At 57.5% G+C, this 19,640-nt stretch carries 19 protein-coding genes and 1 tRNA gene; 10 read left to right on the forward strand and 10 right to left on the reverse strand.

Going from position 1 to position 19,640, the window contains the following annotated elements:
- The first annotated feature begins 8 nt into the window (after positions 1-8).
- The 7 genes from AB5I78_RS01955 (at position 9) to AB5I78_RS01985 (ending at position 7,159) form a co-directional block, all read left to right on the forward strand.
- Complete coding sequence (locus AB5I78_RS01955; protein ID WP_369301693.1) at positions 9-2,372, forward strand: phage tail protein; 2,364 nt, start codon at positions 9-11, stop codon at positions 2,370-2,372.
- Positions 2,369-2,866, forward strand: coding sequence for a hypothetical protein (locus AB5I78_RS01960; protein ID WP_369301692.1), 498 nt, complete (start codon positions 2,369-2,371; stop codon positions 2,864-2,866). The genes AB5I78_RS01955 and AB5I78_RS01960 overlap by 4 nt, the downstream gene beginning before the upstream one ends.
- 16 nt (positions 2,867-2,882) lie before the next feature.
- On the forward strand, positions 2,883-3,785 hold the full coding sequence (locus AB5I78_RS01965; protein WP_369301691.1) for a hypothetical protein: 903 nt from the start codon (positions 2,883-2,885) through the stop codon (positions 3,783-3,785).
- Positions 3,782-4,327 carry a DNA-binding protein gene (locus AB5I78_RS01970; RefSeq protein WP_369301690.1) on the forward strand — a complete coding sequence of 182 codons (546 nt, stop codon included), beginning with the start codon at positions 3,782-3,784 and terminating at the stop codon, positions 4,325-4,327. Before AB5I78_RS01965 ends, AB5I78_RS01970 begins: the two co-directional genes overlap by 4 nt.
- A complete protein-coding gene (locus tag AB5I78_RS01975; protein WP_369301689.1) occupies positions 4,324-5,028 on the forward strand; it encodes a hypothetical protein in 705 nt (234 codons plus the stop codon). Before AB5I78_RS01970 ends, AB5I78_RS01975 begins: the two co-directional genes overlap by 4 nt.
- On the forward strand, positions 5,001-5,972 hold the full coding sequence (locus AB5I78_RS01980; RefSeq protein ID WP_369301688.1) for a hypothetical protein: 972 nt from the start codon (positions 5,001-5,003) through the stop codon (positions 5,970-5,972). The genes AB5I78_RS01975 and AB5I78_RS01980 overlap by 28 nt, the downstream gene beginning before the upstream one ends.
- 92 nt (positions 5,973-6,064) lie before the next feature.
- Complete coding sequence (locus tag AB5I78_RS01985; RefSeq protein ID WP_369301687.1) at positions 6,065-7,159, forward strand: acyltransferase family protein; 1,095 nt, start codon at positions 6,065-6,067, stop codon at positions 7,157-7,159.
- Between the two features lie 39 nt (positions 7,160-7,198).
- On the opposite strand, the gene AB5I78_RS01990 is transcribed toward AB5I78_RS01985, so the two are convergent.
- The 3 genes from AB5I78_RS01990 to AB5I78_RS02000 form a co-directional block, all read right to left on the reverse strand.
- The gene (locus AB5I78_RS01990) at positions 7,199-7,495 is read right to left on the reverse strand and encodes a hypothetical protein (protein WP_369301686.1); all 297 of its coding nucleotides are present in this window, start codon (positions 7,493-7,495) and stop codon (positions 7,199-7,201) included.
- 1,349 nt (positions 7,496-8,844) lie between these two features.
- Positions 8,845-8,920: transfer RNA gene (locus tag AB5I78_RS01995), tRNA-Thr, on the reverse strand.
- A 127-nt stretch (positions 8,921-9,047) separates the two neighbouring features.
- Positions 9,048-9,281, reverse strand: a complete 234-nt coding sequence (locus tag AB5I78_RS02000; RefSeq protein ID WP_369301684.1) for a DUF2790 domain-containing protein — start codon at positions 9,279-9,281, stop codon at positions 9,048-9,050.
- Positions 9,282-9,848: 567 nt separating this feature from the next.
- Here AB5I78_RS02000 and AB5I78_RS02005 point away from each other — a divergent pair.
- Together AB5I78_RS02005 and bcsQ are read left to right on the forward strand one after the other, a co-directional pair.
- Complete coding sequence (locus AB5I78_RS02005) at positions 9,849-10,583, forward strand: cellulose synthase operon protein YhjQ/BcsQ (RefSeq protein ID WP_369301683.1); 735 nt, start codon at positions 9,849-9,851, stop codon at positions 10,581-10,583.
- Positions 10,584-10,768: 185 nt separating this feature from the next.
- Positions 10,769-11,674 (forward strand): cellulose biosynthesis protein BcsQ, encoded by a 906-nt coding sequence (bcsQ, locus tag AB5I78_RS02010; protein ID WP_369301682.1) that lies wholly within the window; start codon positions 10,769-10,771, stop codon positions 11,672-11,674.
- A 239-nt stretch (positions 11,675-11,913) separates the two neighbouring features.
- Here bcsQ and AB5I78_RS02015 read toward each other — a convergent pair whose 3' ends face one another.
- From AB5I78_RS02015 to AB5I78_RS02035, 5 genes are all read right to left on the reverse strand, one after another.
- Positions 11,914-13,101: a methyltransferase gene (locus AB5I78_RS02015; protein ID WP_369301681.1), complete on the reverse strand. Its 1,188-nt coding sequence runs from the start codon at positions 13,099-13,101 to the stop codon at positions 11,914-11,916.
- Positions 13,082-13,771: an ABC transporter permease gene (locus tag AB5I78_RS02020; protein WP_106577455.1), complete on the reverse strand. Its 690-nt coding sequence runs from the start codon at positions 13,769-13,771 to the stop codon at positions 13,082-13,084. The genes AB5I78_RS02015 and AB5I78_RS02020 overlap by 20 nt, the downstream gene beginning before the upstream one ends.
- Entirely contained in the window at positions 13,771-14,463 is a 693-nt protein-coding gene (locus AB5I78_RS02025) for an ABC transporter permease (RefSeq protein ID WP_119738133.1), read from the reverse strand. The genes AB5I78_RS02020 and AB5I78_RS02025 overlap by 1 nt, the downstream gene beginning before the upstream one ends.
- Positions 14,464-14,536: 73 nt before the next feature.
- The gene (locus tag AB5I78_RS02030) at positions 14,537-15,289 is read right to left on the reverse strand and encodes an ABC transporter substrate-binding protein (protein WP_003187758.1); all 753 of its coding nucleotides are present in this window, start codon (positions 15,287-15,289) and stop codon (positions 14,537-14,539) included.
- A gap of 13 nt (positions 15,290-15,302) precedes the next feature.
- Positions 15,303-16,076, reverse strand: coding sequence for an ABC transporter ATP-binding protein (locus AB5I78_RS02035; protein WP_106577457.1), 774 nt, complete (start codon positions 16,074-16,076; stop codon positions 15,303-15,305).
- A 554-nt stretch (positions 16,077-16,630) separates the two neighbouring features.
- Here AB5I78_RS02035 and gabP point away from each other — a divergent pair.
- Positions 16,631-18,022, forward strand: coding sequence for a GABA permease (gene gabP, locus AB5I78_RS02040; protein ID WP_369301680.1), 1,392 nt, complete (start codon positions 16,631-16,633; stop codon positions 18,020-18,022).
- A 140-nt stretch (positions 18,023-18,162) separates the two neighbouring features.
- Here gabP and AB5I78_RS02045 read toward each other — a convergent pair whose 3' ends face one another.
- Both AB5I78_RS02045 and AB5I78_RS02050 read right to left on the reverse strand, forming a co-directional pair.
- Positions 18,163-18,576: a hypothetical protein gene (locus AB5I78_RS02045; RefSeq protein WP_369301679.1), complete on the reverse strand. Its 414-nt coding sequence runs from the start codon at positions 18,574-18,576 to the stop codon at positions 18,163-18,165.
- 72 nt (positions 18,577-18,648) lie between these two features.
- Positions 18,649-19,557 (reverse strand): alpha/beta fold hydrolase, encoded by a 909-nt coding sequence (locus AB5I78_RS02050; RefSeq protein ID WP_369301678.1) that lies wholly within the window; start codon positions 19,555-19,557, stop codon positions 18,649-18,651.
- Between the last annotated feature and the right edge of the window lie 83 nt (positions 19,558-19,640).

The raw sequence follows: 19,640 nt of genomic DNA on the forward strand, positions 1-19,640 counted from the left end.
GAGCCCCCATGGGAGCCAGCATTACCCTTGCAGGTGAAAGCCTGATCGCGCAGAAAGTCGGCGCACAACAATCTCTAAACGTTGCTCGATTTGTCCTGGCCAACGTGCCCGGGCTTGACCCGAACGCTACTGTTGATCGAGCGGCGGGCAAGCCGGTGCCGGCGCAAGTCGTCGGCACCTATGAGGTGACCCAGAAAGGTTTCGTGAATCCGAACCAGGTGGTTTATAGCCTGATGCTCGGTAGCGACATCGGAGATTTTGACTTCAACTGGATCGGCCTTGAGACCAGTGAAAACGTGTTGCTGGCCGTGGCGTATCTGCCGGTACAGCAAAAGCGCCGAAACATCCCGCCGCGCCAGATCGGCAACAACGTAACGCGTAACTTTTTGGTGGTGTTTGACGGCGCCCAGGCGCTGACCGGGATCAAGATCGATGCCAGCACCTGGCAGCATGACTTTACTGTGCGACTGAGCGGCATCGATGAGCGCGAACGCTTGAGCAATCGCGATGTGTTCGGCCGTGCCTGTTTCCACAGCAGCGCTTTCGAACTGGAGAAGGTCGGCGCTGATTACCGTCTGAAACCTGGTATTGCTTACGTGGAAGGTATCCGACTTGAGTGCAAAAGCGTGCAGGCGGTTCAGGTTTCATCAATTCCCAGCAAGGCCTGGCTTGATGTGAGGCTGCAGCGCGAACTGAGCGACGTGGTCGGCACATACCAGGTTGTTTTCGGTTCGGATAAGCAGGACTACACCGACAGCGCCGGTGTTCGCCACTACCTAGTCCCTATTGCTGACATTCCAACCACCAGCGCGCTCAACGACCTGCGAGCCGTCGAGCCGATCGCCGGCGAACTGATCAAGCATCTGGCAGCCCGGGCAGGTGACTACCTCCATTTGCGCGCTCGAGCCACGACCAAAGCTGATGTGGGGCTGGACCAGATCCCGAACGCCATCAGCAATGATTCAAACGCGGATGACCCGTCGGTACTGGCCACCACGCGCATGGTGCAGTTGGTGCGCAACACCCTAAACGCCAGCATCAACGCGCTGGTGCTCGGCACCACTGCAGCCGGCAAAGCCCTGAAACTGGCCACGGCACGCACGTTTAAATTCAGTGGAGCGGCCACCGGTAGCGCGACGTTTGACGGTTCCTCTGACGTGGAAGTCGCTCTGACTCTTGCTGACAGTGGCGCAGTCGCAGGTGCCTATACAAAAGTCACTACGAACACGAAGGGTTTGATAATAGCGGGGAGCAATCCCACAACGCTGGGCGGCTACGGCATTACTGATGCGTACTCAAAAACGGATGCTTACAACGTATTTGTAAAACAAGGTGGTGGGATCGGCCAATCTACAAACCGTGTGTTCATTGGTTGGTCTGATATAGGGCTTAAGGCAACAGTTGACGCTCTAGATTTAGGTCGAATTTGGAGTGAGAACAACTTCAATCCTAACACCAAGGCGGACAAAGCCAACTCCTTGGGTGGATATGGTATTACAGATGCCTACACTAGAACTGAGACCAATAACGGGTTTGTCAAACAAGGCGGGGGAGTTGGTCAGCTCGGTAACAGTGTTTATCTCGGCTGGGACGGTAGCATGTTGCGAGCCACTGTCGATCGTTACGATCTGGGAAACATTTGGACAGGGGTAACGTTCAATCCTTCGACGAAAGCTGATGTGAACAACGTATACAGCAAAGCATACAGCGATCAACTTCTTGCTGGAAAAGTATCGGGCGATACTCTGCAGGTTGCTGGGTTCGCTTCTGGGAACGCTGGAGCACCTTATTTCCGACATGTTCCCTCGAATGCAGTGGTCAGGTTGGTCACTCTCGACGAGCTTGAAACACGAGCGCCGAAGTCCACCACTTATACGGTTGATCAGGTTAATCAGTTTCTTTCCGAGCGCGTCTTGGGCGATGAAGTTGATTGGGTTGGGTTAGCCAGTGGCAACCCGGACTTCCCGTACTTTCGCCAAAAAAGCAGCAGTCAGTATCACTACATTCAACGTCGGCTTGGATTCACCCCCGTCGAACAGGGCGGCGGTGCGGGGCAAGCCACTAACAAAATTCGCTACGGTTGGGATAGTCAAGGCCGAGGCATGCGTACCCAAGTAGACAGTTCCGACATGGGGTTGCAGTGGGGCGAGAGGAATTTTTACAGGCCTGATAGCGATAACTTTATGGGTGTCTCCGTAATGGGAACTTCAGTACAACTTCCGCCCGGCGGGTCATGGTGTTACTCACTGATGCACTACTACGCGGCCGGTCAGGGCGTTGTTGGGAAAAGTGGCCATGCACCTGGTGGAACAGTTATTTCTTTTGCTGGTGGTGCAACTATTTACGGTTTTGCTTGGAGGTATGCGCCTTGATTGAGGAATTTGAAAAGAATGAAGTTGCGGCTCCGATCGAGGATTCACCATCTTCCCCGCCTGCGGAAGTAATGGTGACGTTCAGCGACGTGTCAGTTAAAGCGGACAAAACTTTTGTGGTCACCGTTGCCGGTAATCGTTGCCATGTTACCCAGGACTACAACAAGCCTTTGTATCAAGCCATTCGCGCCTACCTGGACGACGGCGGGAAGTTCTCAAAATATGCGGAGGATGTTTTCGTCGATTCAGATCCTCTTGTACTTGCACGACTTTGGGCTGAAACAAGTTTGGAAAAAACGGAAACGCTCGTCGCCGAATACCGCGACGCCCGCGACCTGGGCGGGGACTTGCCGATCACGGCTGAGCAATTCACAACTCTGCTGACTTGGCGTCAGGCGGTTAGAGACTGGCCGAAAGCCAAAAACTATCCGGCAGAGTCGAGCCAGCCTAAAGCCCCTGATTGGTTGAGCGCGGTTCTAAAAGATGGCGAATGATTGGGCGCCGGTGACAATGCGTTGGCCCGCGCAGGCTACCCAATGGATGGGCCAGCTTTCGGCGGCCCAGGGGCTTGCCGGCGGTGAGTTGTTCGGCACGGCTAAACGCCTGGCAGATCTGAGCGGGAAAACCTCCACAAGCCCAGGGCCTGTGGGTGGTGCTGCCCAAAGCGCGATTGCGGCGGGCCGTGCTGCACTTGCTGAGCAAATGGGCGACATTCCTACCTGCTTGGTGGTGACGCCGTTTCAAAGCGGGATTGGCCAGGGCCGGGCCTACCAGCGGTTTCTTTCCGCGCCGAACTTGCTGCAGCAACTCGCCGGCAAACTGGTGGACGTGAGCGACACCGGCCGGCCGGACGGCCCCCAGTTCGCCCTGTGCGTAATATTCCTGTCGACGCGCTTTGATCAGTTGGCTGCGAGCCTGGCACGCTTCAACGCATTGTTGCCGTTACCTGACTTGGTGAGAACTGAACGCCGCGCACGTCACCTGTCGAAGCTGGAGACGGAAAAGTGGGAGATTCCCGCCGCCGGCACCTTGCCGCGTTGGCAGGCGTTGCCCTTGGAGCGCTGCACCGTAGTGAAGGCCGCGCAGCAATCCATGGCCGGCCAGCTTGCCGTTCTGGAGGGTTACGCCGCCGACAGTTCGCCCATGGCTGACCTTGCCGCGCTGGCCAGCCGCAAAGCCGCCCAGCAAAAGGGCCGGGATCAGCAACTGGCGGACCTGAAAGCGCTGTTGGCCGATGGCAACCCGGACAGCAGCATGTGTGCCCGCATGATCGGCCCTGGCAACGCCACTGAGTTACGCGAAGCGCTGTTGACCGGCGATGCCCCGGGGCATGAGTGGGTGCTATGCGCGGGCGCGCTCCTGGTGGGATCTGAGAAGGGTTTGAGCTTCGTCCGCGAACTGGTGGGCCTATGACTCTGCTACTTGACGGGCAACAGGTACGCGGGAAATACCTCAAGGTCACCGGCAATTTGCGTATCGAGAGCGACGATCTGTCAGGCCAGACCAGCAACACCGACAAGGGGCACAAAGGCTTCAAGCCCAAAACCCTGACCGTTAACCTGATGATTCCGTTCGTTGACCAGGAGCAACTGCGCGACCTGATGCGCCTGGTGGAAGCGACCGCCGGCGGTGGCCAGCTCAAGACCTACCGAATCGTCAACGACACCGCCGCCGCGTTCGGCATGCGCCAGGTCACCTTCACCGAGGGCGTGAGCGCCCGGGAAGACGACAACCTGCGCGCTTGGCTGATTCAGTTCACCTTGGCTGAAAAACTGTCGAACCCTGAAAAGGTCGAGGGACGGCGATCAGGCAACGCGGTTACCGCGCAGTCTGGCCCTGGCGGGGCGGTTGGCGGCGCCGGTGGCCAGTCACCTGATGGCGCAGAGGAACTGACTGGATTTGAAGCAACGTTGAAAAAAGTTGACACCTGGCTGGGCGGGGGTGCCAAGGAATGAAGCTGCACAAGGAATTGGCCATCAACGGCAAGCCGTATGCCCTGGTCAAAAACGAAGTTCGGCTGGACGCAAAAAGCCCCGGCCGGGCGACGTTTACCGTTCAGGCCTCCGCACCGGTCAAGGGTTTGGTGACGCTCGATATCGGCTACAACGACAGCACGCTGCAGCGCCACTTCATTGGCTACGTGGAACGCTCCACCACAGCCAGCAGTGACCAGCAGGTGCTGTTCTGCCGCGAGTTGGCCGCGATCCTGGCAAACCCACTGCCGCTGAATCTGCGACACGTCGACCTGCGCGCGGTCCTGGTCGAGATCGGCCAGCACACCGGTTTGCGCTTCCGTGTCCCAGAACAGCCTTATGCGAGCGTCAAGGCGCCATTTTTCTACAGCCTGGCAGCCGGCTACCAAGCTATGGATAGCCTGGCCCGGGTTTTCAACATTCCAGACTTCATCTGGCAGCAGCAGGGTGACGGGGAAGTATTCGTGGGCAGCTGGGCCGACAGCTTCTTCGGCGTTCGCTCGCCGCTGCAGCTGCCGGTGGAGCTGTTCGACGACTACCAAGGCAACCAAAGCGCGATGATTGCAGCCCTTCCCGGGTTGCGACCAGGTGCAACGATCAATCACGGCGAGCGCATCACCAGTGTGGCGCTCATCGACAATCAGATGGCCATCCGATGGACGACGCAATCCGCCGCAGCGTAGAACGACAATTCCCCGAACTCACCGGTGGTTACCACCTGCCACGCTTTGCCCGTGTTGTGGCCGTGGCCGACGCCCCGGCCGGCGCCGGCATCTGTGACGATTTCCGGCCGCGCTATGCCGTCGACATCGAGGTCCTGGGGCCGGATGGCGAGCCGGACACCAAGCTGCCGACCCTTGCCGGCGTGCCGTTGCCGCTGCCCACCGGTGGCGAGGAAATGGGCATCTACGCATTCCCCCAGGAAGGCACACAGGTTGTGGTGTGCTTCGCGTACGGCCTGCCGCACAAGCCCTATATCCAAACCATTCTGCCTCACGGTCTGAGCATGCCCAGCGTCCCGAAGGGTGATCAGGTGTGGCAGCACAGCGAAGCCTGTCAGCAGCGTGTCGACGCGGACGGTAATTGGCTGCGCCAAACCGACGGCAAGATCCTGGACAAGGCAATCGAGCGCGAAGTGGAGGCGATGGGCAATACCGAGCGGTACCAAAGCCACACCAGGACCGTGGACGACCATTCAACCGAGTCGGTAGGGGGCATCAAGACGCTGGAAGCCTTGGGCGCGCTCAAGCTGCTGTCGGGCGGATCTGCGAGCCTGGCGGCGGTAGATGATTTACACCAGGCCACCGGGCGGGATTTGAATCTGGTGGTGGCTCAGAAGTACAACGCCACGATAGGCGGCGACATGGCGGAGAAAATCGAGGGTCTGCGCAAAAGCGTTACAGCGGTCAGCCAGCAGCTGCAGGCGCCGAAAAACTGGATCGGGTCCGAGGGCGTCAACCTGTTCCAAGTGGTCTGTGAAACCCTCGACCTACTGCAGCAGATGAACACCCAATTATCGGCACACACTCACGGACCGACACCGCCACCAGGTAACGCAGCTGCATTCACCGCCAACGCCGCCACCGCCACTCAAATGGCAGGTAAATTAAAGCCCATCACTTTGTAGTGTCGCCAGTCCTGACCGTCTAGCTTGCAACCGCGCCGGCGTTCTCCCAATATGCCCGGCCCGAAAAGCACTGGCGTAAAGGACATAGCACTGTGCATAAGATTTCATCATTACAAGCGGCCAGAGGCCTGGCCGCACTTGCGGTAATCGCGTTCCACTCGCTTTTCATCAACGCAAAGTACGTTTCTGACGCCACCTGGCTGCCGGACATATTTATGTTTGGGCAAACCGGTGTGGATTTATTTTTCGTTATAAGCGGCTTCGTCATGGTGCTGGCTTCGGCAAACAAGTTCGGAGCGCTAAGTGAGGTTTTTAACTTTCTCAAAGGTCGTATAATTCGAATTTATCCTGTCTATTGGGTTTACTTCTTTGCAGTGCTAATGGTGTTCTTGTTAAATCCCGGTATGGTCAATAGCTCACAAGCGGGCGAGGTTAATCTTTTACACTCATTGTTTCTTTTGCCTGACGCTAATTTGCCGCTTGTGATGGTCGCCTGGTCGCTTATCCATGAAGTATGGTTCTATCTGGTGTTCGCATTCATTTTGCTGCTACCAAAGCGATGGATGCCATCGGCATTTGTTGTCTGGCTCTGCGCGATCATTGGCGCGTCTTTGTTTTATACCGGCCCGGTCTCCCCATATCTACGGGTTGTTAAGCACGAGTTTTCCATAGAATTTATCCTTGGCGCACTTGCTGGTATTGCCTACTTAAAAACCATCGGTAAGTCATATAGTCGGCGCCTGAGCGGCATTATTAGTGTAGTCGGGGTCACCCTTATTGCTTATGCGATGCTTGCAGTATCGATAGATGGATCAGATGTAATTCAATCTATTTCTCTAGAGCGAGCACTTATTGCAGGTGGTGGGTACACACTGTTGTTGCTCGCGTTAGCTTTGTTAGAGCTTAACTCTAAATGGGACGTTCCAGAATTTCTTAAGTCATTGGGCGACATGTCTTATTCGCTCTATTTATCGCATATATTGACACTTAGCGTTTGCGGTCGTGTCTGGCTGGCCCTCGGAATCGCAGAGGGTGGAATTGTCGAATCTATGATTTTCTGGGCAGTATCCTTGCCACTGGTTATTGCAGTTGGTTATATAAGTTACAGATTCATAGAGCGCCCGTTGACTACGTATCTCTCGAAACGTCTTAAAGCGCGCAAGACTAATCAGCCAGTATTTAGTTAACCACCCGCCGGACCTGATGCCGTATCAGGTCCGGCCTTTTCATTCCTCCCGACACCACCAAGACTGCGCGTATGCACAGCCGTCGATGTACTCGATACCACTCAAAACAAATCCCGTCGTAGCCATTCCCGATAGGGTTGCATCAAGCAGGTGGGGGAGTGGGGACGGCTCCAATGGTAGTCCTGCGAACACCTTCGCTATATTCGAACTGCGGCCCAGTTCTGTTCTTTCTTCCGCGATTACCCTCACGTCACCCTTGATTGCAGCGTACTGCCGCCTTTCCAGTGCGGTCAAAGCAACGCCTTTGCAGCGCATAGGCGTAATCAGCATGTGCATTTTATCGGCCCCCTAATCAACAGAGGGTTCATCTAAGAGCGCTTCTACGGCATAGGCCAATGCCCCATCTGCCTGCTCCAGAAAATCGCTCAATTCATAGCAGTCAATTGAGCCTGCACGGTGTAGCACGTGCGCTCCCTGGATCAACGCCCTGTGATGTGCTGCTGGATGTCGCAATAGCTCAGCCTGATCCTGCAGAAGTGCGAGCCAGCTGCCTTTCGCTATTGCTGACGGGTCGTGGTTGGTGTGCATGGCGATGATTCCACTTTTTACTGTATATGCAAACAGTATATGTGCCGTTCTCGGTGTATGTCTGAGAGATCCGACGAGCTGCGACGGCCTCGTCGGGAAATCCTCTGCGGCAAAAAAATCCGTCCGAAAAAGCACTTATCCCCCTCCCGCCGACGGGGTTTGCGTCCTTTTTTTGTGCAAAGCGGGAAGCAGTGCAAACAAACCTGCAGCCCAGGCGGGCCGGGGGCTCTTCGAGCGATCGGCAATTTCACAGATTGCAAAATTTTGAACAGGAATGCAGCGGTGTTGCAAAGCGCTGGCTCGGACAGGCACGAACGGGGTTCGGCTCGAATCCCCGGTTTCATTGGGCGAAAAATTTGAAAACGCTCGGACTTCGGGGTTTTCAAAAAAGTGACGGGTCTATTTGAGGCGGCAACAGCGTACGTGCGGGGAGCGGGGAAATATCTCTACAGCCCTCGATTTTCCTGGGCTGTAGCGATTCGGGACCGTTTCATTTGCGTGCACTGCATCGGAAGCTTTTCGGAGCTTTATAGATGTAGATCTGCCATGCAGAAAAACGCTGTATAGATGAGAGGGATTCCCAAGTGGAGGGTGGCCATTTTAAAAAGAGTAATAAGGGCAAGAGACGATCGGGAATCGGCTGGAGACCACGGTTTCATTGGGGTTCAGATATCACATTGAGAAGTGATATGGAGTGATATGAAAAGTAATGTTCCGGTCAACCCCCCGATTTTATTGGGTTTGGTCAGTTTGGAATATCACCTTATAAAAGAGTAATACAATTACTTCTATATCACTTAAATATCACCCTTCCCGAATACCGCTCAAAGCCCTGTAGGCCGTGGCTTACAGCTTGATTCGGACTGCAATATTACCTTTATCACTCTTTTTTCAGGCATAAGCACATTTCAGAAAGTCCGCCCTGGTATGGCCGGCTTCCCGAGTTGCGTGCTGCTGTGCCCGAAGACGTCCGCCGCTTGGCCGTTCCGACGAGCGGGACCCACGCCAGGGGAGGGCATTGGGAGGGCTTATTACGTCGCTTGTTACGTCTAGCGCAAAAAACAAGGGCCTGCATCGCTGCAAGCCCTTGATTTATATGGTGCCGGCACCAGGAGTCGAACCCGGGACCTACTGATTACAAGTCAGTTGCTCTACCAACTGAGCTATACCGGCGTGTTAGGGCGACGATTATAGCGATTGGCAAGCATCTGTAAACCCCTGAATTCTGACTATTTTTGCAGAGGCGAAGGTTTTTTTGCGATCACTGCTTTTTCGTCGTCTGCGGGGCCTCAAATCAGCGTCAATTTCCGTCCCCGCAAGTGTCGGTAAATTTCATGTAGTCCAATACCTGTGTCTGGCCCTTCGAATCCAGGTAGGTCATTCGTGCATTCACTACGCCGCAGCCTGAGCGGGCGTCTTCGGTGGTTGACAATGCGCGCTGGATGTCCGGCTTTTGGCTTGCGTGGGCATGGGCGCCGAAGGTGCAGGCAAGCAGGCCTAAGGCGACGCAGTGTTTCCAGTTGTGCGGGGTCATGGTGCTGTCCTCTGGGGCGTCAATGGTGGGCTGAGGTCATTGAATGCCTTGCAGGTATCTGGGCTGTGTCTCGCAGCTTTGGTTTTGTCTCGTTATGTGTTGGCCTGAGGTTTATGTACTCGCTGACACGAAAGAGGTTTGAGAGCGTTTGATATGAAATAAAAAATGATCAAAAAACACACAAATAATTTTTAGTTAGTTGATTTAAAAAGAAATATGTAGATATTGGCTTAAAGCCATAAAAATGGCGCCATGCCGCTCATCTGAAAAAAATTTGTTACAAACACCAAAATACTGACACCATCAGTGTGATATCACACAATGCGCGCCTTAATTGATCGGCGATTAGAACGGGAGGAGCAGTCAGTGGGGCGTGCAGATCACATTTCAAAACTTTACACCGCGCTGGCTGAACCTTCTTTGCGCGAGCCCTCGGTGGCCGAGCCTTTACAGCGTTTGCTGGATCATTTGAACCAAGGGACGGCCGCTTCTGTTCCCCCACCCCAAGTAGTAGAAAGCCCGGGCGGCGAGGTGTATTCGCACGCCTCGGCGCCCAAGGTGGTGGTTGTGGTTTCTGCTACCGGCGGCGTGGGGCGCAGCACGTTGGCCGCCGCGCTTGCCAGCGGTTTGCAGCGTCAGGGGCATCCAGCGCTGGCGCTGGACCTGGACCCGCAAGACGCGCTGCGTCATCACTTGTGCCCGGGGTTTGATCTGCCTGGCCTTGGGGCGACCAGCTTGCTCAATCAAACCTGGCAAGCCTTGCCCAAACGGGGGTTTGCCGGGTGCCGGCTGGTCAGCTTTGGTGAAACCGACGCCGTGCAGCAACAAAGCCTGAATCGTTGGCTGGGGCAGGATCTCGAATTTCTCGGCAAGCGTTTGGCCGGCCTCGGGCTCAATGGCCAAGACACGGTGGTCATCGACGTCCCTGCGGGCAACACGGTGTATCTCGGCCAGGCAATGTCGGTGGCGGATGCGGTGCTGGTGGTGGTGCAGCCGGACGCGGCTTCGTTTCGCCGATTGGCCAAGATGGACGAAGTACTTGCGCCCTACCTTGCAAGTGAATCGCCGCTTCAACGGTTTTACGTGATCAATCAGGTGGACGGCGGTCACGCGTTCAGCCAGGACATGGCGGGCGTTTTCAAATTGCGCCTGGGTGATGCCGTGTTGGGCACGGTTCAACGCGATCCCTCGTTCAGCGAGGCGCAGGCTTACGGCCGAGACCCGCTCGACCCCGTGCTTGATAGCGTCGGATGCCAGGACGTGAATGCGCTGTGTCGGGCGTTGAGCGCGAGAATGCGCTAAAGGCGCACGGCCATTTATTTGACTATTTACCGTTTGTCTAAAAAACAGCCAGTCAAAACATCAAAATAATGACACTTCGCCACACCTGTCACAGAATGCGTCACTAAGACGCCAATAATAAGACCTGCGGTAAGTGCCTGCTTGCCGAACTTCACGTCTTTACGATGCGTCGTGAGGAGTAGGCCATGAGCCTGAGTGAAGAGCTTTTGACGTTGTTCGGCAAAAACGTCACCCACGATGCCCAAGGCATCAATGCGCGCATGCACTTTTTCGGCAGCGTGCCTGCTGACCCATCCCCCCACGCACACGCTCACGCCGTTGATCTGGCAGCACTGCGCCCGAAAATCGTCGCGCTGGTGTCGATGAATGGGGGTGTCGGCCGAAGCACCTTGGCCACAGCCCTGAGCAGCGGCCTGCAGCGTCATGGCGAGTCGGTGGTGGCGCTGGACCTAGACCCACAGAACGCCTTGCATCATCACTTTGGCGTCAGTGCGGCGCTTCCCGGTATCGGCCGCACCAGCCTGGAGCATGGGCAGTGGAGCCCGTTGCAACAGCTCGGTTTCGCCGGTTGCCAAGTGCTTATCTTTGGCGATATCGATGTTCAGCAGCAGGAAAATCTCGAGCGCTGGCTCAAACACGAGCCGACCTGGCTGGCTCAACGCCTCTTGTCGCTGGGCCTGAGCGAGCGGCAAACGGTGATCATCGATACGCCAGCTGGCAACAACGTCTACTTTCATCAAGCGCTGAACGTTGCCGACGTGGTGCTGGTGATTGTGCAGGCGGATGCCGCGTGCCTTGGCACGCTCGATCACTTGGATGTATTGCTTGCGCCGCACCTTGCCGGTGAACGCCCGCCTGCCGTGCATGTGGTGGTCAATCAGGTGGATGAGAGCAATGCTTTCAGCCTGGACATGGTTGAGGCCTTCAAACAGCACCTCGGCAAGGCTCCGCTGGAGGTTCACCGTGACATGGCGATCAACGAGGCGCTGGCGTTTGCTGCCGACCCGTTGGATAACGTTGCGAAACACCTGGCCAGCGACGATATCAACGAAATTTGCCAGCTGTTGAAGGCGCCCAAAAGAACGGCTTAAGCGTGGTTTATACGCTTTACGCCAGATGCTTATGCACAATCGGTTGGTCGTGGGTGTCACGAAGCAGCCATTTTGTGGAGCCGTTCTCAACACGCTGCAACTGCCTGTTTTGCGTGCACTTTATAATGTGAACAAAAAATGACCAGCTTGGCTTTTGGCCTGTAGCGCTGATAGTTACAGCGCTCGTAAAGAATTCATCAACAGACTTATCCACAGGGCGCGTGTAGGAAATTTGCCCCTTAATCGCGCTCAGCCACCACCATCAAATTGCGCGGGGTCAGCGTGGCGTCGCAGAAGCTGCCTATCTCAACGTTGTAGCCCTGTTCGAGCAGAAAAAGTGCCCGGTCCAGCACCAGCCACATTTCCAATGGGCGCCGGAACAACCCACGGACCAACTCCAGGTTTCTGACCTCGGCCAGCCGGCGCCAGCCCTGCGCTTCCAGCGCCTGCCAATCCTGTTCACCTGTGGATAAGCCCTTGAGGCTTGCCAGCGCTTGGCAATAGTCTGCGAAAGGTTGATCCAGCCAGCGGGCGGGCAGGGAAGGCGTGGGCAAATAGTCGTCGCTGCCACGCAATTGCCGCTGTAACTGATCGAAGCCCAAGCGTCGGGCCATGGAGATATCCCGTTGCTGGCGTACGCGGTTGCCGGCAGTCACGGTTTCGCTCAACGGCAGGCCCAGGTCATCAATCGACAGCCGCAATTGCGACGCGCGTGCGGTGCTGGATACGGCTTGATAGCTGTCGGCGTTGATGCGGTTGTAACAGCAGGGCGCCAGTGCCAGTTGCTTGCAACCGGCCGCGCTGGCCAGTTGCAGCAGGCGCACGTGCAGGTCGCCGCAGGCATGCAGGGCGACGGGTGTGTGTTCGGGGCTGAGTGCCACCTGGGCCATCACGTCTTGCAGGCGATGAGTGACGGGCAAGCGGTGGTGATCGCTTAATGCCTGGCCGGAGGCGATCAGCGCCGGGTCGTATTCCAGGCATGTCAACTGCTGGCCGGGTTGCAGCAGGCGGCGGCCAAGATGGCCTTTGCCGGCGCACCAGTCCAGCCAATGGCCGGGCGTGTGGGTGAAATTGAGTGCGGCGCCGAAGGCTTCGATCTGTTGCCACTTGCGACCCGGTACGTCGACATTCAGTCGATGACGCGCCGGCTCCAGCGCCTGTGTCGGTAACCTGTCCACAGCACTGAGCTGCAGCGCCTGTTCGGCCAGCTGTGGAAAAGGCGCGGGCGCCGGCAGGGCGTGAGGCCAGTTGTGACAGCTTTCGGCATCGGCCAAAGTGCGCTGGCGTAACCACTGGCCAAGCTCGGGATACTCGCGTTCCCAGGGTAATTGCAGGTGCGTGAAGGGCCGTGGTCGCCACAGCCCTTGGTGCTCGATCAGGAACGCATCCAGCGCCGCGAAGCGCGCCTCAACGTCCCTGGCAAGCATCGACGCGCAACCAGCGTTCGAGCAGTTTGAAGCCGCGTACCAGGATGTAGGAAATCAGCAGGTAGAACACGCCGGCGGTGAAGAACATCTCAACTGTCAGGTAGTTGCGCGCAATGATGGTCCTGGCCATGCCGGTCAGTTCCAGCAAGGTCACCGTGCTCGCGAGCGAGCTGGCCTTGAGCATCAAAATGACTTCGTTGCTGTAAGCCGGCAGGCCGATGCGGGCCGCACGCGGCAGGATGATATAGAACAGCGTTTTCGGCTTGGACATGCCCAGCGCGCGAGCTGCTTCGATTTCGCCCGGCGGGATAGCCTGGATGGCGCCGCGCAGGATCTCGGCGATATAAGCCGCCGTGTGCAGGGTCATGGTGGCCGTGGCACACCAGAAAGGGTCGCGCAGATACGTCCACATGAAGCTTGCGCGCACGGCATCGAATTGGGCCAGGCCGTAATAGACCAGGAACAACTGCACCAGCAACGGGGTGCCGCGAAAAAAGAAGATATACGCGTAGGGCAGCGAGCGCACATACCAGCGCTTGGATGAGCGAGCGATGCCCAGCGGGATCGCCAGGATCAGCCCGAGAATCACGGCAATGCCAACCAGTTCCAGGGTCAGAATGGCGCCCTGGATAAACTTCGGCAGCCACTTATAGATGACTTCCCATTCCATTACGTCGTCCTCACGAAGCCGCGGGCGGCGCGTTTTTCCAGCACGTGCATAGCGACCATCGACAGCGACGTCAGGCCCAGGTAAATGAACGCGGCGACCAGATAGAAGGTGAACGGCTGTTTGGTGACGGTGACCGCGATCTGGGCGTGGCGCATGATTTCTTCCAGGCCGATAACCGTGACCAGCGCGGTGTCTTTCATCAGGATCAGGAACAGATTGCCCAGGCCCGGCAGGGCGATGCGCCACATCTGCGGCATGATCAGGCGGGTGAAGATGCGAAACTTCGACAGGCCCAATGCCACGCCGGCTTCGCGATGGCCCTTGGGAATAGCGATGATCGCGCCACGTAACACCTCGGTGGCGTAGGCCCCGAAACACAGGCCCAAGGCGATCACGCCGGCCGCGAAAGCGCTGAGCGACAGGTCGGGAATGTCGAGCATTTCACCCAGGCTGCGCATCGCGTTGATCGTGCCGAAATAAATCAGCAACACCCACAACAGTTCCGGCACGCCGCGAACGATGGTCGAGTAAACGCCGCCAAGCCATTGCAACGGCTTGTAGGGCGATGTCTTGGCCAAGGCACCGGCAAGGCCCAGCACCAGCCCCAGGCATAAAGCCGTGAGCGCCAGTTTGACGGTCATCAGCGCGCCGGCGGCGAGCGCCGGGCCGAATCCGTAGAGATCGAAATTCATGGTGTTTTCATATCGCGGCAGGCATTGCTAAAAGCCGACGCGCTCAAGCAGCGCGTCGGGCAGGCCGTTCAGATCATTCGATGCTGAACGGGAAGTACTTGTCGTTGATCTTTTTGTAGGTGCCGTCTGCCTTGATCTCTGCCAAAGCTTTGTTCAGGCGCTCGCGCAACGGGTCGCCCTTGCGTACGGCGATACCGATCTTGTCGCTTTCTACAACGGGGTCGCCCTTGAATTCATAGGCCGAACCGTCTTTGCTCTTGAGCCATTCGTACTGCACGTATTTGTCGGCGAGGATGCCGTCCAGGCGGCCGGACGTCAGGTCGAGGTAGGCGTTTTCCTGGGTGTCATAAAGCTTGGCCTCGGTGTCCGGCAGCTTGTCTTCCAGGTAAGTACCGGCCAGCGTCGCGCGCTGTGCACCGATGACCTTGCCCTTCAGGTAAGCCGCGTCGGTCTTGAAGTCCGCAGTCGCTTTAGGCGCGATGAATTGCAGCTTGTTGGAGTAGTACGGGTCGGTGAAGTCGACGGCCTGCTTGCGCTCATCGGTGATCGACAGCGAGGACACCAGGAAGTCGAACTTCTTGGCGTTCAGGGCCGGGATGATGCCGTCCCAGTCGGACACATACACTTCGCACTTCTCGACTTTCATCTTCGCGCACAGGGCGTCGCCGATGTCTTTATCGAAGCCGACGACGTTGCCGCTGGCGTCTTTATTGTTGAAGGGCGGGTAGGCCGCTTCGATCCCCATCTTCAAGGTTTCTGCCATGGCCGTGGCGCTGAACGCCATCGAAACGGCCGCGGCCAGAAGGAATTTTTTATAGTTCTGCATGCATGTTGCTCCGTTAGCGGTTGCTGGACATGAATTGTTTGCAGCGCGCCGAAAGCGGGTTTTCAAACACCTGCTGTGGCGATCCTTGCTCTTCGACCAGGCCCTGGTGCAGGAACACCACTTCACTGGACACCTGACGGGCAAAGCCCATTTCATGGGTGACCAACAGCATGGTGCGGCCTTCTTCGGCCAGCGCGCGGATCACATTAAGTACTTCCTGGACCATTTCCGGGTCAAGCGCCGATGTCGGCTCGTCGAACAGAATGACCTTGGGCTGCATGGCCAGGGTGCGCGCAATGGCCGCCCGTTGCTGCTGGCCACCTGACAGTTGCGCAGGGTAGGCGTGGCGCTTGTCGGCGATGCCGACCTTGGCCAGCAAGGCTTCGGCCACTTCCGTGGCTTCGGCTTTGCTTTGGCCGAGCACACGGCGGGGCGCCTCGATGATGTTGTCGAGGATGCTCATGTGCGGCCACAGATTAAAGTTTTGAAACACAAAACCGATTTCGCTGCGCAGGCGGTTGATCTGTTTGCCGTCGGCGGCCATCAGCTCGCCGTTTTTCGCGGCCTTGAGCTTGAGTTCTTCGCCGGCGACCAGGATCTGTCCCTGGTGCGGGTTTTCCAGCAGGTTGATGCAGCGCAGGAAGGTGGACTTGCCGGAACCGGAGGAACCCAGGATCGAGATCACGTCGCCGTCGCGGGCGGTCAGCGAGATACCTTTAAGTACCTCAAGCTCACCATAGCGTTTATGCAAGTTGCGGATTTCAAGCGCGGGCGCGGCCTCGGCCATGTGCGGTCCTCATTGTGTTCATTGCATTCCTGCTGTTGGGCCGCCTTCCTGGCGAGGCGCCAAGCTAGCATAGCGTTCGGATGGCAGCCAACAGCGCTGCGGACGGTTAACGGGTGGCCTGCGGCAGGGTGTCGCATCGGCGCAGCAGCGTGTCGCGCCATCAACAACCTACAGACGTTTGAACCCGAGAAATCCACAGGCTTTGCGTAAAAAAGGGCGCGATGGTGCCAGCTTTGGCCGGGTGTTGGAAGGGTTAACCGGGCAAACGGTCCATATCAGCCCTTTTGTGGGGCGTCACGCACTTTTTGTGTGTGTTTTTGGTGCGCATGACCGTCTGGATTGTGGGTCGCACGGTAACGCTATAGCGGAATGCCATTGTTCTCAATGACTTGCAGCGCACGTTGAATTGTCCTACAGCCCGCGTCAATCGCGGCTCTGTAATATTTTGGCGCAAATCTTGCGTAAAAAATAAAGAACGCCCCGTTGGTTTCTTTTCACGAGAAAGATCGCAGGCCGGGCGGACCGTTTTCGCAATTCCTCGTAAAGGTGTGTCAATGAGTAGTACGCAAAGCTCCAATGACCTCGAACAGGGGCTCAAACCGCGTCACGTCACCATGCTGTCGATTGCCGGCGTCATTGGTGCCGGTTTGTTTGTTGGCTCCGGCCACGCGATTGCTGCCGCCGGCCCGGCCGTACTGCTGGCTTACGCCGCTGCGGGTACGTTGGTGGTATTGGTGATGCGCATGCTCGCCGAGATGGCGGTAGCCTCACCGGATACCGGTTCGTTCTCCACCTATGCCGACCGCGCGATTGGCCATTGGGCCGGTTTCACCATTGGCTGGTTGTACTGGTGGTTCTGGGTGCTGGTGATTCCGTTGGAAGCCAACGCCGCTGCGACCATCCTTAATGCATGGTTCCCCGATGTGGCGATCTGGGCCTTTACCCTGATCATCACGTTGCTGCTCACGGCAACCAACCTGTTCAGCGTGAAGAACTACGGTGAATTCGAGTTCTGGTTTGCGCTGATCAAAGTCGTGGCGATTGTGGGCTTTGTGATCCTCGGCCTGGCGGCGATTTTCGGCTTCCTGCCGACCAGTCAGGTCAGCGGCGTGTCCCACCTGTTCGACACCCAGGGCTTTATGCCTAATGGCATGGGCGCGGTATTGGCGGCCATCCTAACCACCATGTTCTCGTTCATTGGTACCGAGATTGTCACCATCGCTGCGGCCGAATCGAAGAACCCTGGCCAGCAAATCACCAAGGCCACCAACTCGGTGATCTGGCGGATTGGTTTGTTCTACCTGCTGTCGATCTTCATTGTTGTGTCGCTGGTGCCATGGAACGATCCGACCCTGGCGGCCGTAGGTTCCTACCAGACTGTGCTGGAACGCATGGGCATTCCGAACGCCAAGCTGATCGTCGACCTGGTGGTATTGGTTGCCGTGACCAGCTGCCTGAATTCGGCGTTGTACACCGCCTCGCGCATGCTGTTCTCCCTGGGGCGTCGCGGTGATGCGCCGGCGATGTCCAAGCGCACCAACAAAAGCGGCACGCCTTACTGCGCGGTGCTGTTGTCCACTGGCGCGGCGTTCCTGGCAGTGTTCGCCAACTACGTCGCCCCGGCGGCGGTGTTCGAGTTCCTGTTGGCAAGCTCCGGCGCCATCGCCTTGCTGGTGTACCTGGTGATCGCGGTGTCGCAACTGCGCATGCGCCAGAAGCGCACGGCTGCGGGCGAGAAGATTGTGTTCAAGATGTGGCTGTTCCCTGGCCTGACCTACGCGGTAATGGTGTTCATCGTCGGTACGCTGACCATCATGCTGTTCCAGGAAGCGCACCGGGTCGAGATTATTGCGACCGGGATTTTGAGCTTGCTGGTGGTGCTGGCGGGGTTGTTTGTGGCGAGCCGTCGCAAGGCGCAGAGGGTAGGCGCTGCCGTACTCAATTGATGTAATGAAATGCGGTGCTCAATGCACCGCAATGCAAATGTGGGAGCGGGCTTGCCCGCGATTACGGTAGATCAGCCAGCACATCTGGCGACTGATCCACCGCTTTCGCGGGCAAGCCCGCTCCCACATTTGGTGTTGTGTCAGTCTGCTGAGTTGGCGAGCGCTTGGGAGGCCGCCACGTAATCGGCCTGAAACTGCGGCGACTCGATCCACGCCAGCGCTGCCGCTTCATCATCACTGTCCGTCGCCCACTGCCGGTACTCGATCAGTGCCGCGAGAATGAAGTCAGTGGCCTCTTCTTCGCCTTCCTGCTCCAGCACCAGCGCCAGCAACGGGTGCGCCAGGAATACTGCACACAGCGCCTGCTGGCTGGTTTCGCCTGCGGTGCGCATCTCCATAAACAACTCGGTCAAATCTACCGACTCAAGGTCAATGCGGCTGTCATCGCCGGCAAATGCGTCCGGCTTGGTCGCAACGCTGCGCTGAGTACGGTTTTGCTTGGCCTTGGCCTTTGCCCGGTGGGCACGTTTTTGCTGCTTGTTCGGCGAGGCCATGGGCTCAACGTCCTTGGGTGCTGGGTCTGGGTGGGTATTGAAGCGCAGGTTGGGGGTAAATCCCAAGGGATTCTAAACGCACTGACCGGGAGCGCCTTGCATCAACTCACCGTGTTGCAGCCACGCCAGTGCAATCGGCCACAGCCGGTCCTGATATTCACTGCGGAAAAAGGCGAAATGCCCGACGGCTTTTTCGCCAATATCTTCAGGGGCTATGCGCAGATGCGTGCGCTCGCTGTGTTCGAAATAGCCCAGTAGCCGCTCAATCGCCGCCACCGTGCCAAATGGGTCGTCGGTGATGCTGATCGCCAGCAATTGTGCCTTCACGCGAGCAAATGGCAGCTCATTCAGCGCCCGCCCGCTGGGGCGCGTCTCATACCGGGGGGTTGGCGCGCCCCAGTCATGCACCACGCCGGCCGGTGTGTCTTCCAGCCAGCCCAGGCGTTTGCCGGGGAAGTAGCCATACAGCGCGGTCACCAGCGGCATCACCACATGCCACTTGGCAAACATGCGCCAGCGCCCGCTGGCCTCATAGTCGCGCCAGTACGCAAACTGCGCGCCGACTGTGACGATGCGTCGAATCACCGCGCCGGAAGCGCCAAGCCCCGCCGCACAGCCTCCAAAGCTGTGACCGATCACATCAATCGGCTGCCCTGGAAACTCCCGTTGCGCGCGCTGCAGCATCGCCTCGAAATCCAGCACGCCCCAATCCGACCACGACGCCTTGAAGCCGCGCAGCGAGCCACTGCGGGACTCGCCTATGCCTCGGTAGTCGTACGTGATGACGTCCAAGCCATTGGCAAACAGGTAGTCGGCGAAGCGTGAGTAGTGGCGGCAGCGTACGGAGGTGGCGGCGTTGATGATGACAACCGGGCGTGTCGGGTCGGTTCTGATATGGCGCCAGGTGAAGCCGCCGATGGGGTAGTCGTCGTTGGCGGGCTCACGGAATGCTTCCGGGGCTGGTCGAGTGGGCAGGTCCATAGGTCGGCTTGATCCTTGCGCTTTTGGTGTGGGCTGTAGGGCCAAGCGCTTTTATAAGAAACCGAAATTAACAAATTTAGCGC

It is taken from the genome of Pseudomonas sp. N2-3-1-14 (genome assembly GCF_041228395.1).
Lineage (GTDB): Bacteria > Pseudomonadota > Gammaproteobacteria > Pseudomonadales > Pseudomonadaceae > Aquipseudomonas.